A 15,486-nucleotide genomic window follows, 5' to 3' on the forward strand; every position below is an offset into this window, starting at 1 on the left:
TTACAGATCCGCCAACGCCGCGTCACGGTTGGGGTAGAACGCCAGCCGCCCGGCAATCGGCTTAATGCCTGCGCGCGCCATCGTGCGCAGGGGTTGAAACTCAAGGTTACTGACCCGCAGCTCACAGCCTTCCGGCAGGCGGTTTACAAAGCGCTGGAAGGCATCCAGCCCCCCGGCATCCAGCACCGGAACCGCGTCGCACTTCAGCACGACAATACGTTTGCCGGTGATGCGCGTCTCCAGATCGTTAAACAGCCCTTCGGCAGCGGCAAAGAAGAGCGGCCCGATGACCCGCAGCACGGTGACGTCATCGGGCACCTCGGCGTTAACCGGAGCGAGGCGCGTCATACGGGCGATGCGGCGCATAAACAGCAGCGATGCCAGTACGATGCCGACGCTGATGGCGATAACCATATCAAACAGCACCGTCAGCGACATACAGATCAGCATTACCATAATGTCGTCCTGGGGGGCGCGTCGCAGCAGGTTAATGACCTTGTGCGCCTCGCTCATGTTCCAGGCCACCATCAGCAGCAGGGCGGCCATCGCCGACAGCGGTAGCCACGAGAGCAGAGGAGCCAGCGCCAGCAGGGCGAGGATCACCAGCAGAGCGTGGATAATAGCCGCCACGGGCGAGGTTGCTCCTGCACGTACGTTGGCCGCCGAGCGGGCAATCGCTGCGGTAGCCGTAATGCCGCCGAAGAAGGGGGCAATCAGGTTGCCCAGCCCCTGACCGATCAGCTCGTTATTGGCCTTGTGCCGGGTGCCGGTCATGCCGTCGAGCACCACCGCGCAGAGCAGAGATTCAATCGCCCCGAGCATCGCCATTGAAAAAGCGGCGGGCAGCAGCGCCTGGATGGAGGCCCAGCTCAGGGTAAAAGAGGAGCCGGGCATCTGCCAGGGCAGCACCAGCTGGGGCAGAAGCTGTGGAATGCCGTTGCCCTGGGTCCCGTCAGCCAGCAGATAGTGAAAGCGCGAGCCGATGGTTGCCACATCAAAACCGGCCAGCTTAACCAGCGCCATCACCCCACAACCTGCCAGCAGGGCGGGAAGATGACCCGGCAGCCGGATCCCGAGGCGCGGCCAGAGTATCAGCACCCCGAGCGTCACCACGCCGATGGCGGCATCGCCCAGATTAAGGGAAGGCAGCGCCATCACCAGCGCGCCAACTTTCTGTAAGTAGTGCTCCGGCACCTGGGCTATCTCCAGACCAAGAAAGTCTTTGATCTGCATGGTGCCGATGGTGATGCCAATCCCGGCGGTAAAACCCAGCGTGACGGGAAGCGGAATGTATTCGATCAGGCGGCCAAAGCGGGCGAGGCCGAACAGAATCAAAAAGAGCCCGGAGATCAGCGTCGCCACTAGCAGGCCCGCCAGACCAAACTGCTGGGAGACCGGATAGAGGATCACCACAAATGCTGCCGTCGGGCCGGAGACGCTAAAGCGCGAGCCGCCGCAGAGGGCAATGACAATCCCGGCCACTGCCGAGGTATAGAGGCCGTACTGGGGTGCTACGCCGCTGCCGATAGCCAGCGCCATCGCCAGTGGAATGGCAATAATACCGACGGTAACGCCCGCCACCAGGTCACGGGTGAAACGCGGAAGGGTGTATCTCTCTTTCCAGCACGCTTCAACCAGCGCGCGAAAGGGTAAAATCTCTGCAAGGTTCATGATCTTCACAAGGGTAGTCATCCATGCACGCATTATCCTTCATGTGAATATTAGATAATGCGTGAATACATCATACAAATGTTTTTCAGGCACAAAAAAACCCGCCGAAGCGGGTTTTTGTCATACGTTGCGATTAATGCTCAAACATCGCAGAGATGGATTCTTCGTTGCTGATACGACGAATCGCTTCGGCCAGCATGCCGGAGAGCGTCAGAGTACGCACGTTTGGCAGCGCCTTGATCTCAGGAGAGAGCGGAATAGTGTCGCAGACGACCACTTCGTCGATCACGGAGTGGCGCAGGTTGTTCACCGCGTTGCCGGAGAAGATCGGGTGGGTGGCGTAGGCGAAGACACGCTTCGCGCCGCGCTCTTTCAGCGCCTCTGCCGCTTTGCACAGCGTACCGCCGGTATCAATCATGTCGTCAACCAGCACGCAGTCGCGGCCGGCAACGTCGCCGATGATGTGCATAACCTGAGAGACGTTGGCACGCGGGCGGCGCTTGTCAATGATGGCCATATCGGTATCGTTCAGCAGCTTAGCGATAGCACGAGCGCGAACCACGCCGCCGATGTCCGGAGAGACAACGATCGGGTTATCAAGGTTCAGCTGCAGCATATCTTCCAGCAGGATTGGGCTGCCGAATACGTTATCGACTGGGACGTCGAAGAAGCCCTGGATCTGTTCTGCGTGCAGGTCAACGGTCAGGACACGGTCAACGCCAACGCTGGAGAGGAAGTCGGCAACCACTTTTGCAGTGATGGGCACACGTGCGGAGCGCACGCGGCGGTCCTGACGGGCATAGCCGAAGTAGGGGATCACGGCGGTGATACGGCCTGCGGAAGCACGACGCAGCGCATCAACCATGACAATTAACTCCATCAGGTTGTCGTTCGTTGGAGCACAAGTGGACTGGATGATGAAAATATCACCACCGCGTACATTTTCGTTGATTTGTACGCTGACTTCGCCGTCGCTAAAGCGACCTACGGCGGCGTCGCCGAGAGAAGTGTACAGGCGGTTGGCAATACGTTGTGCTAGTTCCGGGGTGGCGTTACCAGCAAAAAGCTTCATATCAGGCACGAGAAGAACCTCAGGCATGCGTCCAGTGGTGGATAGCGGCGCCGTAAACTGTGCGGGCCAGGCTACGCTATCCAGGCGATGTATTTAAAGAGCGCGATGCAACGTCTGGAACAGAGGTGACGTTGTCACCGAGTCTCAATTTGCTCCAGATTGACCAGTTTTTTATGCAGCGGTGAAACGTTTACGCCTCGCGCGACAAAACCCTGCAGCCATTCCGGGGCTTGCTCTAGCACCTGACGAGCGGAGGACTCTGAGTCAAATTCAGCAAAGACGCAGGCTCCTGTGCCAGTCAGGCGCGACGGCGCGTATTCTAACAGCCAGGAAAGCGCGGCATCAACCTCGCGAAAACGTTTTCTTGCGATAACCTCGCAATCATTGCCGAATTCACAGTTCAGTAACGTATTAATCGGCCGTTTTGGCGTATTGCGAGGCAAATCAGGATCGTTAAAGATGGCCGGGGTTGAAATATGTACGCCAGGGTGCGCCACCAGATACCACTTTTCCGGCGGATCGACAGGCGTCAGCTCCTCGCCAACGCCCTCGGCAAAGGCCGCGTGACCGTGCACAAACACCGGCACGTCCGCGCCAAGCGTCAACCCCAGCGCCGCCAGCGCATCCACCGACAGCCCGCAGCCCCAGAGATGGTTAAGGGCTACCAACACCGTCGCTGCGTTAGAGGAGCCTCCGCCCAGCCCACCGCCCATCGGTAGGCGTTTCTCGATGCGAATATCTGCGCCGCTGCCCGCCGGCAGGGAGTCGCGCTCGGTCGCCGCCTGCTGAAGCAGCCGTGCGGCGCGGACGATCAGGTTATCGCTCTCCGCCACGCCCTCTACCGGCGTCAGCAGACGGATCTTGCCGTCGCTGCGCGGTTCAATGCTGAGGGTGTCGCCGTAGTCGAGAAACTGAAACAGCGTCTGCAGGTCATGATAACCATCGCTACGCTGGCCGGTGATATATAAAAAAAGATTAAGTTTTGCTGGCGAAGGCCACTGGGTCATCATTATTTTACAATCCAGTTATCCATCTTCAGTTTGATCCGCTGGCCGTCCTGGTTTAACTCCATGTTGGACGGCATCGCCGGGGTTGATTTTGCATCATAGCCGCCGTAGGTCACCTTCCAGGTCTTCCCGTTCTGGGTGTAGTTAAGCTCGCTCAGGCGATACTGGCTGTCAAGCTTATAGTCGGTGGCCTCGCCGGGCAGGCCAAGGATCCACTGGCGCAGACTGTTTAGTGGGATTGGCATCCCGGTCAACTTACCAATCATCTCTTCGGCGTCGGTCGCGGTATAGTGCTGGCCCTTGTTATCAACCAGCTCTACGCTGCCCGGTTTGGCGTTTAGCTCCAGCTCGGTGCTGCCGAGGGGGTTGGTCAGCAGCAGACGGTAGTTATCCTGGCCGGTCTGCTGCCAGAAGAAGCGGGCATACACTTTCTGGCTGTCGGAGAGGTAAGCAAAGGCCCCGCGCGTCTGGTACTGGCTCAGGTTACGCACCTCCTGCTGATGCTGACGCCACTGCGGTGAGTCCGGACTTTTGCCCGGGCCTTTCGGTGCATGGATAGAACAGGCGGTAAGTACCAGGCTTGCAAGAGGTAACAGGCGAATCAGGCGACGGTCCGGTAAAGTCATAATGATGACAAATCCTTGTGGTGCGTTACGGTTATAATCTTTAATGCTAGCGCTGAGCAGGAATACCGTCTACGTTCAAGTTGTCTTAAATCATGAAATTACCAATTACTCCAAAAGGGGGCTGTCTCTTTTATTGACCCGGCTCATCCTGTATGATGCGCTCAGACTAACCTTATCAACGCTGGTACTACTCCCGCTGACATGACTCTTTTAGCGCTCGGCATCAACCATAAAACAGCACCTGTCTCGCTGCGGGAACGCGTTACGTTCACGCCGGACACGCTCGACCAGGCTCTGGAGAGTCTGCTGGCGCAGCCCATGGTGCAGGGTGGGGTGGTACTGTCGACCTGTAACCGCACAGAGCTCTATCTGAGCGTCGAAGAGCAGGATAATCTGCAGGAAGCGCTTATTCGCTGGCTCTGTGACTACCACCATCTGAACGAAGACGAGCTGCGCAACAGCCTCTACTGGCACCAGGACAACGACGCCGTCAGCCATCTGATGCGTGTTGCCAGCGGCCTCGATTCGCTGGTGTTGGGCGAGCCACAGATCTTAGGCCAGGTGAAAAAAGCCTTCGCTGACTCCAGCCGCGGTCATATCAACGCCAGCGCGCTGGAGCGTATGTTCCAGAAGTCCTTCTCGGTGGCTAAACGAGTCCGTACCGAAACGGATATCGGGGCCAGCGCCGTGTCGGTGGCCTTTGCCGCCTGTACGCTGGCACGTCAAATCTTCGAGTCGCTCTCAAGCGTTACGGTGCTGCTGGTAGGGGCAGGCGAGACCATTGAACTGGTCGCCCGTCATCTGCGCGAGCACAAGGTGCAGAAGATGATCATCGCCAACCGTACCCGCGAGCGCGCCGAGCTGCTGGCCGATGAGGTGGGTGCCGAGGTGATCTCCCTGAGCGACATCGATGCGCGTCTGCAGGACGCCGATATCATCATCAGCTCTACCGCCAGCCCGCTGCCGATCATCGGTAAAGGGATGGTTGAGCGCGCGCTGAAATCTCGCCGTAACCAGCCGATGCTGCTGGTGGATATCGCCGTGCCTCGCGACGTCGAGCCAGAGGTCGGCAAGCTGGCGAACGCCTATCTCTACAGCGTTGATGACTTGCAAAGCATTATTTCGCACAACCTGGCGCAGCGGAAAGCCGCCGCCGTGGAGGCGGAGACCATCGTTGCTCAGGAGAGCAGCGAGTTTATGGCCTGGCTGCGCGCCCAGAGCGCCAGCGAAACGATTCGTGAATTTCGCGGCCAGGCAGAGCAGGTGCGCGATGAACTCACCGCGAAGGCCCTTGCCGCGCTTGAGCAGGGCGGCGACGCCCAGGCCATTATGCAGGATCTGGCCCGCAAGCTGACCAACCGCCTGATCCACACTCCAACCAAATCACTTCAGCAGGCCGCCCGTGACGGGGACGACGAACGCCTGCATATTCTGCGCAACAGCCTCGGGCTGGAGTAGCACAACAACCTCTTATTACAGGGTGCATTTACGCCTATGAAGCCTTCTATTGTTGCCAAACTGGAAGCCCTGCACGAACGCCATGAAGAAGTTCAGGCGCTGCTCGGCGACGCGGGAACCATTGCAGACCAGGATCGCTTTCGCGCGCTGTCGCGTGAATATGCGCAATTAAGCGATGTTTCACGCTGCTTTACTGACTGGCGACAGATTCAGGAAGATATCGAAACCGCGCAGCTGATGCTCGACGATCCCGAGATGCGCGAGATGGCGCAGGAAGAGCTGCGCGAGCTGAAAGAGAAGGGTGAGGAGCTTGAGGCGCACCTGCAGGTTCTGCTGCTGCCGAAAGATCCTGATGACGAACGCAACGCCTTCCTTGAGGTCCGCGCCGGAACCGGCGGTGACGAAGCCGCGCTCTTTGCCGGCGATCTGTTCCGTATGTACACCCGCTACGCTGAATCCCGCCGCTGGCGCGTGGAGATCATGAGCGCCAACGAAGGCGAGCATGGCGGCTTTAAAGAGGTCATCGCCAAGGTGAGCGGCGAGGGTGTATACGGACGCCTGAAGTTTGAATCCGGCGGCCATCGCGTACAGCGCGTTCCGGCCACCGAGTCGCAGGGGCGTATTCACACCTCCGCCTGTACCGTGGCGCTGATGCCGGAGCTGCCGGAAGCCGAGCTGCCGGATATCAACCCGGCGGACCTGCGTATCGACACCTTCCGCTCCTCCGGTGCGGGCGGCCAGCACGTTAACACCACCGACTCGGCGATCCGTATTACTCACCTGCCTACCGGCATCGTGGTGGAGTGCCAGGACGAGCGCTCCCAGCACAAAAACAAAGCCAAGGCGCTGGCGGTGCTCGGCTCACGTATCCGCGCGGCAGAGATCGATAAGCGTCAGCAGGCGGAAGCCTCTACCCGTCGTAATCTGCTGGGCAGCGGCGATCGCAGCGATCGCAACCGGACCTATAACTTCCCGCAGGGGCGCGTCACCGATCACCGTATCAACCTGACGCTCTACCGTCTGGACGAGGTGATGGAGGGCAAGCTCGATATGCTGATTGAGCCTATCGTGCAGGAGTACCAGGCCGATCAGCTGGCGGCGCTGGCCGAGCAGGACTAATGGATTATCAGCACTGGCTGCGCCAGGCGGTAAGCCAGCTTGCGGCAAGCGAAAGCCCCCGCCGCGATGCGGAGATCCTGCTGGGTTTCGTTACCGGCAGGGCGCGTACCTTTATTCTGGCCTTCGGTGAGACCGAGCTGCTGCCTGCCGAGCAGGCGCAGCTTGAGGCGCTACTGGCCCGTCGCCAGCGCGGCGAGCCGGTGGCTCACCTGGTGGGTATTCGCGAATTCTGGTCGCTGCCGCTGTTTGTCTCTCCGGCGACGCTGATTCCCCGTCCGGATACCGAGTGTCTGGTCGAGCAGGCATTGACCCGCCTGCCAGAATCCCCCTGCGCTATCCTCGATTTAGGCACCGGCACCGGCGCGATTGCGCTGGCACTGGCCAGCGAGCGTCCCGACTGTCATATCACCGCTGTGGATCTGATGCCCGACGCCGTAGCGCTTGCCCGGCGTAACGCCGAGCACTTAGGCATCGCTAACGTCACGCTGCTACAGAGCCACTGGTTCAGCGCGCTGGCCGGACAGCGCTTCGCCACTATCGTCAGCAACCCACCCTATATCGACGAACAGGATCCGCACCTTGCCGAGGGCGATGTGCGCTTTGAGCCGCGCAGTGCGCTGGTGGCAGCGGAGCACGGGCTGGCGGATCTGGCGTGGATTATCGACCAGGCGCGCGCGTTCCTGCTGCCCGACGGCTGGCTGCTGCTGGAGCATGGCTGGCAGCAGGGCGAGCAGGTGCGGGCACTTTTTGCTAAAAATGGCTACCAGGATGTTGAAACCACGCGGGATTACGGCGGCAATGAGCGGCTGACTGCAGGCAGGTTATGCCCATCGCATCCATAAGCAAGGCTGACTGAAGCGCCGTTTGGCGTTATCATCAACGTCGAATACCGTGACTGGGGTAAGTAATGAGGTCGTTAGCCGATTTCGAATTTAATAAAGCACCGTTATGCGACGGGATGATCCTCGTTTCACAACTTATCCGCGACGACTTTCCGTCGCAGTATGTCTGTGATGAACTGGATAAGCTGGTTGCGCTGGCGCGTGAAGAGATAAGCCTGGCGCAATCGCAGGAAGTGCAGCTGGAGAAGCTGATCGCACTCTTTTATGACGACTGGGGTTTCCAGGATTCGCAGGGAGTCTATCGCCTGTCGGATGCGCTGTGGCTTGATAGCGTGCTGAAAAACCGCCAGGGCAGCGCCGTCTCCCTTGGGGCGATCCTGCTCTGGGTGGCCGAACAGCTGGATATCCCGTTAAGCCCGGTGATCTTCCCGACGCAGCTGATTCTGCGCGCCGAGTGGCTGGACGGCGAGATGTGGCTGATTAATCCCTTTAACGGCGACACGCTGGATGAGCACACCCTTGAAGTGTGGCTGAAGGGCAATATCAGCCCGACGGCGGAGCTGTTTAACGAGGATCTCGACGAGGCGGACAACGCCGAGGTGATCCGCAAGCTGCTCGATACGCTCAAATCGGCGCTGATGGAAGAGCAGCAGATGGAGCTGGCGTTGCGGACCAGCGAAGCGCTGTTACAGTTTAACCCGGAAGATCCCTATGAGATCCGCGATCGCGGGCTGATTTACGCCCAGCTCGATTGCGATCACGTCGCGCTGCATGATTTAAGCTATTTTGTGGAGCAGTGTCCGGAAGATCCGATTAGCGAAATGATCCGCGCGCAGATCAACACGATTTCGCATCGGCAGATAACGCTGCATTAATCCGATGAGTTCCGATTCAAACCTGATAAGGCGATTATATGAAACAAAAAGTGGTTAGCATTGGCGATATTAACGTGGCAAACGATCTGCCGTTCGTGCTGTTTGGCGGCATGAACGTGCTGGAGTCACGCGACCTCGCGATGCGCATTTGCGAGCACTACGTTACCGTGACCCAGAAGCTGGGCATTCCGTACGTGTTCAAGGCCTCTTTTGATAAAGCCAACCGCTCCTCTATTCACTCCTACCGTGGCCCAGGCCTGGAAGAGGGGATGAAAATTTTCCAGGAGCTGAAGCAGACCTTCGGCGTAAAAGTGATCACCGACGTACACGAGGCTCACCAGGCGCAGCCGGTTTCTGAGGTCGTGGATGTGATTCAGCTTCCGGCGTTCCTTGCTCGCCAGACCGATCTGGTGGAAGCGATGGCGAAAACCGGCGCGGTGATCAACGTGAAGAAGCCGCAGTTTGTTAGCCCAGGGCAGATGGGCAACATCGTCGACAAGTTCCGCGAAGGCGGCAACGAGAAGGTGATCCTCTGCGACCGTGGTGCCAACTTTGGTTACGACAACCTGGTTGTCGATATGCTGGGCTTCAGCGTGATGAAGAAGGTTTCCGGCAACTCGCCGGTGATCTTCGACGTGACCCACGCCCTACAGTGCCGTGACCCGTTTGGCTCAGCCTCAAGCGGCCGTCGTGGTCAGGTGACCGAGCTGGCGCGTGCCGGTATGGCGACCGGGCTGGCAGGCCTGTTTATCGAGGCGCACCCGGATCCGGCCCACGCTAAGTGCGACGGCCCGTCCGCGCTGCCGCTGGACAAGCTGGAGCCGTTCCTGAAGCAGATTAAAGCCATTGACGATCTGGTCAAGAGCTTCGACGAGCTGGACACCGAGAACTAATAAAAAAACCCGCCTCGGCGGGTTTTTTTATAGCTGTGTAGGCCCGGCAAGCCTGCGCCGCCGGGCGTTGATCTGTTGGCAGGGTCAATGACCCGACCTAAAACTATCTAGGCAAATATCGTCATCAGGTAGGCGGCAAACAGCGCCAGGTGTGCCGCGCCGTTTAACACGTTAGTGCGCCCGGTAGAGAACGAAATCTGGCACAGCAGCAGCGAGGCCAGCATCACAATCATCTCCGGTCCGCCGAGAGCAAATACCAGGTCGTTGCCGGTCGCCCAGGCAATCAGCGTTACCACCGGCACCGTCAGGGAGATCGTCGCCAGCACCGAGCCAAAGAAGAGGTTCATTGCGCGCTGAACCTGGTTATTCAGCACCGCTTTTAGCGCACCCAGTCCCTCAGGAGAGAGGATCAGCAGCGCTACCAGGAAGCCGGTAAAGGCCACCGGCGCGTTCATCTCCGTCAGCAGCGCCTCCAGCGGATTGGCGTTCATCTTCGTCACTGCAATTACTGCCACCAGATGGACGATCAGCCACACCGCGTGCCAGAGGCTGCTATGCGCCGACGGCTTGCCGTGATGCGGATCGCTGTCGTCTCCCTCATCTTCATGCTCATAAACAAACAGGCTCTGGTGGGTTTTGGTCTGGATCAGCAGGAAGACGCCGTACATTGCCGCTGAGATCAGGGCAACCAGCAGCGCCTGGCCGGTGGAGAAGTTGGCCCCCGGCAGCGCCATCGGGAAGACCAGCACAATCACCGCCAGCGGGAAGAGGGCTATCAGATACTGTTTGATACCGAACAGGTTCATGTACTGGGTAGCAAACTTTTGCCCGCCCAGCAGCAGCGAGAAGCCTACCAGACCGCCGGTAACGATCATGATAATGGAGTAGAGGGTGTCGCGCATCAGCGTCGGGGCGGCGTCGCCGGTGGCCATCAGGGCCGAGATAAGGCTAACTTCGAGGATAACCACCGAGAGGCTTAAAATCAACGAGCCGAAGGGTTCGCCCAGTCGGTGCGCCAGCACGTCCGCATGGCGGACAACGCTAAAGGCGCTGCTCAGGATCCCCACTAGCGCCAGCAGGTTAATCCCAATGATGGCTGGCAGCGACTGGGTGGAACCCCAGAAGAAAAGCACTGCCAGCGCCAGTACCGGGAAAATGAGCGTGGTCTCCTTATGGCGGGTTTTAACCGCCTCGTGCGTCGCTGTCATCGTGGATCTCCATATTATGCGGTTGCTGATGAGTATAGTTAAGATTTTTAAGGGGATTAAAATAGCAGAATGGTGGCAACTTTAAGCTAATGTTTACCTTTTTTTACGGCATTGACCATTTTTTTGTTCATGACGTCCAGATTATGATGCTTTGTTGAAAATTGGTTTAATAAACAGTTTATTGCACTTAGAGACATAGAGATTTATACATATTGTGGCGAGGCGCGGCATTGTCATCCACACTTAAGGTTTGTTAACCAAAAGGAGATATCCCATGCCCTATAAAGCAAAAGGCGATCTGCCTGACAACGTCAAAAACGTACTTCCTGCCCACGCTCAGGATATCTACAAAGAGGCGTTCAATAGCGCCTGGGACCAGTACAAAGATAAAGACGACCGGCGCGGAGACGACAGCCGGGAAGAGACCGCCCACAAAGTCGCCTGGGCGGCAGTGAAGCATGAGTACGAGAAGGGCGATGATGATAAATGGCATAAAAAGAAATAAGCCGCTGAAATAACTATCGTAAACGCCAGCTACCTCTTTTTTACGCTGCCGCATTCGTGCGGCATGGCGTGCCGTAGGCTTGCAAGCGGCCCGCGAATTGCATATCGTCTGCACAGGCTGCGCTTTTATTCAGCAGCGAAATACACGGAATGCAATATAACGGTCGCATGGAAGCACGCAGTGGTGGAGGTAGAAGGTGTTAACACGCGACTTTTTAATACAGGCGGACTGCAAAACCGCCTTTGGCGACATTGAAGCGGCGCTGCTCTGGTCGGCAGAACAGCGCGCGGCGTCGCTGGCGGCAACCCTGGCCTGCCGGCCCGACGGGGGGCCGGTCTGGATCTTTGGCTACGGATCGCTGATGTGGAACCCGGCGCTGGAGTTTAACGAATCCTGCACCGGCACGCTGGTGGGCTGGCATCGCGCCTTCTGCCTGCGTCTCACCGCTGGTCGCGGCACAGCCTGCCAGCCGGGACGAATGCTTGCCCTGAAAGAGGGCGGACGCACCACCGGCGTCGCCTACCGTCTGCCTGATGAGACGCTGGAGCAGGAGCTGACCCTGCTGTGGAAGCGAGAGATGATCACCGGCTGCTATCTGCCCACCTGGTGCAGGCTCGCCCTGGACGATGGCCGGACGGTAAACGCCCTGGTATTTATTATGGATCCCCGTCATGCGCTCTATGAGTCCGATACCCGTGCTCAGGTCATCGCGCCATTGATCGCGGCGGCCAGCGGTCCGCTGGGCACCAACGCGCAATATCTCTTCTCGCTGGAGCAGGAGCTGATTAAGCTTGGTATGCATGACGACTGTCTGAACGACCTGGTCGGGAAGGTGCGGGGACTGATAAGCGGCGAAGAACCGGGCCAGTCGATGCAGCCCGGTTTCGCCTGAGAAGTGATTAGGCAGCCACGTAGCTGATGGAGTGCTCCAGCGACTGGCTGTGGCTGTCGATCAACACGTTCCAGGTACCGCTGTAGGGCACGGTTAGATACGCACTATTACGATCCTGTACGCTCAGAATATCGGTCTGGGCGTTCGCCGTGTGGCTCTTCGCACTCATCAAATGAATATGGCAGCTCTCCGAACAGCGTACCACCACCGTATCTCCACCAAACAATGTCAAACTTGCTTTCACCAGCGCCATTTTATTTACCCCGTTAATGACTATAAAGCGCTCCCTGCCGGACAATCCTCGTGTGATTTTGTTCACACTTGCTCCCTGCATCACACCAAACGGACGAAGTCGCGATGCTGATTTTGATCAAAAAATGGCGTAACGATTAAACAAAAGTGACATTGTGCGTCAAAGCCCTATCCCGGCGCGCTAAATCGTTTCAAAAGCGCGCCGGGAGGGGATTAAATGCGGAAATGTCCTGCGGTTTCAGCCAGCTCTCCCGCCTGCGACTGGAGCGCGCCGGCAGCGGCGGCAGACTGCACTACCAGCTCGGCGTTCTGCTGCACCATCCGATCAAGGTCGATTACCGCATGGTTGATCTCCTGGATGCCTTTCATCTGCTCGCTGGTGGCGACGGTGATCTCGCGCATGATGACCGAGACGCTGTCGATGCTGGAGACGATATCGGTCATACTTTCGCCCGCTAAGCGTACGTAGCGCGACCCGGTGGCTACGCTCTCAGTGGTCGACTCGATCAGGGTTTTGATCTCCTTCGCCGCCTGGGCGCTGCGGCTGGCAAGGGTGCGGACCTCCCCGGCGACCACCGCAAAGCCGCGTCCCTGCTCACCAGCACGGGCGGCCTCTACGGCGGCGTTCAGCGCCAGGATGTTGGTCTGGAAAGCAATCCCGTCAATGACGCTGGTAATATCGCCGATTTTGGCCGACGCCTCTTCAATGGCGTGCATGGTCGAGATCGCCTGCGATACGACGCTGCCGCCGCGCGAAGCCGCTTCAGAGGCGGTATGCGCCTGGCTGTTTGCCTGGGCTGCGGAGTCGGTGGACTGGGCCACCGAGGCGGTGATCTGCTCTACGGCGCTGGCGGTTTCCCGCAGGCTGGAGGCCGCCTGCTCGGTACGACCGGAGAGATCCTGGTTACCGGCAGCGATCTCCTGCGCCGCATGCTGTACCGAGGTGCTGGAGTCCCGCAGTTTCACCATCACCACCGCCAGCTTATCGCTGAAGATGTTAAAGGCGTGGGCGATCTGCGCTACCTCATCATTACCGCTCTCCGGCAGGCGCTGGGAGAGATCGTCCGTGCCGTCGCCGATGGCCAGCATCGCATCACGGATCGCCACCAGACGCTTCAGCATCGTTGTGACCAGCAGCAGCATCACCGCTACGCCAATCAGCACCAGTACGATCAGCGACAGGGCCGAGGCCTTCAGCAGGGCGCGCATGCCGCTGGTGGCATCGTGGGTATCCAGCGCGACTACCAGCAGCCAGCTGGTGCCTTTAACAGGCTTCGCCATCAGCGCCTTCTGCGCCCCGTCAAATTCGCCGTCTACCGGGCTGCCTGCTTGAAGTGCACTGAAATCCGCGCCGGAGATCGCCTCGCCGAACGGCTTCAGGGTCAGATCGGCATTGCTGGCGGCAATCACCGCTCCGTCGCTGCTGATCAACAGACCGCTGCTCTGCGGCGTCGGCTGAATAGTGCGCACGTTAGCCACCACGCTGTCCATCGCCACGTCGCCAGCCACCACCGCGCTTAGCGTGCCGTTCTCCTTCACCGGCACGGCAAAAGTTACTACCAGCTTGCCAGAAGCGGCATCGACATAGGGGGCGGTGACGATCGGCGCGTCGGCTTTAGCTGCCTGCTGATACCAGGGACGAATGGTCGGATCGTAGTCGGCGGGAATGCCGTTAGAATCCGAGAACTTCGCCGTTTTGCTGGCATAACCGACATAGACGTTAATAAAGCCGCCTGCCTGAGCGATCTGGGCGAAAGCAGGGACCGGATCCGCCGTCAGCGCGGCGCTTTGCAGCGAGGCGATCATGGTCATTTTGCTGTTAACCCAGTCGGCAATCGCGCCGCTGTGGCTGGTGCTGGTGCTGGAGAGAATATCCCGTTGGGCCTGCTGGTTATCCTGGCGTGTTACCTGGTAGTTGATCACGGTGTTGATCAGTAAGGCGATAGCCAGACAGCCGGCGGTAGCTGCGGTAATGCGTGCGCGAATGGATCTGAACATAATTGTTATACCTGCTGTGTTGTGTAAAAGCCTATCGGCAACACAGCAGGCGAACTTGATGCTCGGCGAGAAAGTATAAGAAAAATATATTTAAGTTAGGGAATTATTAGAAAGTTAATACCTTATCGGCCGCCAGCGTCCACTTAGCCAGCTCGACGAGGGTGCCAATCTCAACGCCGTCGATAAGCGGCAGGGCGGTGATGCCGCGTCCGTCAGTACAGGTTTTACACAGCTTCACCGCCACGTTTTGCGCGGTCAGGATCTCCAGCATCTGCTGAATGTTGTAGCCCTCGGCAGGCTTCTGCCCACGCAGCCCGGCGGTAACCGCATCCGACATCAGGAACAGGCGCAAATCCAGCTCCTCCGCCTGCTCACGCAGGGCAATCGCCAGGCGCAGGCTGTTAAACAGGGACTCGCTGCCGTAGGCCGCACCGTTGGCGACAATCACGATCTTTTGCATTATCTCTTCCTTATTAACGCTACTGCCCGAAGCGGCCAATCAGGCCGGTGGCGGCCAGCGCTTTACCTTTTAGCTTCTCTAACAGCGCTTCGCGGGTCAGGCCAGCGGGAAGATCCGGTGCCTGGCTGGTGGCGATAAGCGTAAAGGTATAGTGGTGCGCGCCGCTGCCGGGCGGCGGGCAGGGGCCATGCCAGCGATCGGAGCCGGGGCTATTTTTGCCGCCGGTAAACATTTTGCCATCGCGCAGGGCGTTGGCCGGAAAACCGGTGGCGGACGGGGCAATATTGTACGCCACCAGATGCGTCACGCCGAGGCCTTTTGCCCCCTCAGGATCGTGAACAATCAGGGCAAAGCTTTTAGTCTCTTCCGGAGGGTTACTCCAGATGAGCGCTGGTGACTGGTTTTCACCGGTGCAGTTAGGGTTATCCTTAGCGTTGCCAGCGAATTTTTTATCCAGCAGGCCGTTGTCGGCAAACGCCGGGGATTGCAACATAAACAGTTCGCTAGCCTGCGAAGCTGCACCATAAAACATCATTGAACTCAACAGGATCCATCGCAACCTTTTGCTCATAGTTACCACTCGTCATACCTTGCAATAAATAGATGCA

At 58.5% G+C, this 15,486-nt stretch carries 16 protein-coding genes; 7 read left to right on the plus strand and 9 right to left on the minus strand.

The window, feature by feature from the left end:
• From dauA to lolB, 4 genes are all read right to left on the minus strand, one after another.
• Complete coding sequence (gene dauA, locus RTM13_RS01165) at positions 1–1,671, minus strand: C4-dicarboxylic acid transporter DauA (protein ID WP_312210106.1); 1,671 nt, start codon at positions 1,669–1,671, stop codon at positions 1–3.
• A 133-nt stretch (positions 1,672–1,804) separates the two neighbouring features.
• Positions 1,805–2,752, minus strand: a complete 948-nt coding sequence (gene prs / locus RTM13_RS01170; RefSeq protein WP_312209439.1) for a ribose-phosphate diphosphokinase — start codon at positions 2,750–2,752, stop codon at positions 1,805–1,807.
• Positions 2,753–2,877: 125 nt separating this feature from the next.
• Entirely contained in the window at positions 2,878–3,753 is an 876-nt protein-coding gene (gene ispE / locus RTM13_RS01175; RefSeq protein ID WP_312209441.1) for a 4-(cytidine 5'-diphospho)-2-C-methyl-D-erythritol kinase, read from the minus strand.
• Complete coding sequence (lolB, locus tag RTM13_RS01180; protein WP_312209443.1) at positions 3,753–4,376, minus strand: lipoprotein insertase outer membrane protein LolB; 624 nt, start codon at positions 4,374–4,376, stop codon at positions 3,753–3,755. Before lolB ends, ispE begins: the two co-directional genes overlap by 1 nt.
• Before the next feature lie 201 nt (positions 4,377–4,577).
• Between lolB and hemA the strand changes: the two genes are divergently transcribed.
• The 5 genes from hemA (at position 4,578) to kdsA (ending at position 9,563) form a co-directional block, all read left to right on the plus strand.
• The gene (hemA, locus tag RTM13_RS01185) at positions 4,578–5,834 is read left to right on the plus strand and encodes a glutamyl-tRNA reductase (RefSeq protein ID WP_312209445.1); all 1,257 of its coding nucleotides are present in this window, start codon (positions 4,578–4,580) and stop codon (positions 5,832–5,834) included.
• 36 nt (positions 5,835–5,870) lie between these two features.
• A complete protein-coding gene (gene prfA, locus RTM13_RS01190; protein WP_312209446.1) occupies positions 5,871–6,953 on the plus strand; it encodes a peptide chain release factor 1 in 1,083 nt (360 codons plus the stop codon).
• Positions 6,953–7,795, plus strand: coding sequence for a peptide chain release factor N(5)-glutamine methyltransferase (gene prmC, locus RTM13_RS01195; protein ID WP_312209448.1), 843 nt, complete (start codon positions 6,953–6,955; stop codon positions 7,793–7,795). Before prfA ends, prmC begins: the two co-directional genes overlap by 1 nt.
• A gap of 65 nt (positions 7,796–7,860) precedes the next feature.
• Complete coding sequence (gene sirB1, locus RTM13_RS01200) at positions 7,861–8,670, plus strand: invasion regulator SirB1 (protein WP_312209450.1); 810 nt, start codon at positions 7,861–7,863, stop codon at positions 8,668–8,670.
• 38 nt (positions 8,671–8,708) lie between these two features.
• Positions 8,709–9,563 (plus strand): 3-deoxy-8-phosphooctulonate synthase, encoded by an 855-nt coding sequence (gene kdsA, locus RTM13_RS01205; RefSeq protein WP_312209451.1) that lies wholly within the window; start codon positions 8,709–8,711, stop codon positions 9,561–9,563.
• A gap of 107 nt (positions 9,564–9,670) precedes the next feature.
• Here kdsA and chaA read toward each other — a convergent pair whose 3' ends face one another.
• Positions 9,671–10,771: a sodium-potassium/proton antiporter ChaA gene (gene chaA, locus RTM13_RS01210; RefSeq protein ID WP_312209453.1), complete on the minus strand. Its 1,101-nt coding sequence runs from the start codon at positions 10,769–10,771 to the stop codon at positions 9,671–9,673.
• A gap of 274 nt (positions 10,772–11,045) precedes the next feature.
• Here chaA and chaB point away from each other — a divergent pair, with 274 nt between their 5' ends.
• Together chaB and RTM13_RS01220 are read left to right on the plus strand one after the other, a co-directional pair.
• The gene (chaB, locus tag RTM13_RS01215) at positions 11,046–11,276 is read left to right on the plus strand and encodes a putative cation transport regulator ChaB (RefSeq protein WP_042396109.1); all 231 of its coding nucleotides are present in this window, start codon (positions 11,046–11,048) and stop codon (positions 11,274–11,276) included.
• A 196-nt stretch (positions 11,277–11,472) separates the two neighbouring features.
• Positions 11,473–12,168, plus strand: a complete 696-nt coding sequence (locus RTM13_RS01220) for a gamma-glutamylcyclotransferase (protein WP_312209455.1) — start codon at positions 11,473–11,475, stop codon at positions 12,166–12,168.
• 7 nt (positions 12,169–12,175) lie between these two features.
• On the opposite strand, the gene RTM13_RS01225 is transcribed toward RTM13_RS01220, so the two are convergent.
• The 4 genes from RTM13_RS01225 to RTM13_RS01240 form a co-directional block, all read right to left on the minus strand.
• Positions 12,176–12,421, minus strand: a complete 246-nt coding sequence (locus RTM13_RS01225; RefSeq protein WP_312210108.1) for a DUF1883 domain-containing protein — start codon at positions 12,419–12,421, stop codon at positions 12,176–12,178.
• Positions 12,422–12,633: 212 nt separating this feature from the next.
• Positions 12,634–14,418 carry a methyl-accepting chemotaxis protein gene (locus RTM13_RS01230; RefSeq protein WP_312209456.1) on the minus strand — a complete coding sequence of 595 codons (1,785 nt, stop codon included), beginning with the start codon at positions 14,416–14,418 and terminating at the stop codon, positions 12,634–12,636.
• A gap of 106 nt (positions 14,419–14,524) precedes the next feature.
• Positions 14,525–14,878, minus strand: coding sequence for a DsrE/DsrF/TusD sulfur relay family protein (locus tag RTM13_RS01235; RefSeq protein ID WP_312209457.1), 354 nt, complete (start codon positions 14,876–14,878; stop codon positions 14,525–14,527).
• Positions 14,879–14,897: 19 nt separating this feature from the next.
• Positions 14,898–15,413, minus strand: coding sequence for a YbhB/YbcL family Raf kinase inhibitor-like protein (locus tag RTM13_RS01240; RefSeq protein WP_409456025.1), 516 nt, complete (start codon positions 15,411–15,413; stop codon positions 14,898–14,900).
• Positions 15,414–15,486: the final 73 nt, after the last annotated feature.

Source organism: Pseudescherichia sp. (genome assembly GCF_031979925.1).
Taxonomy (GTDB): Bacteria; Pseudomonadota; Gammaproteobacteria; order Enterobacterales; family Enterobacteriaceae; genus Pseudescherichia.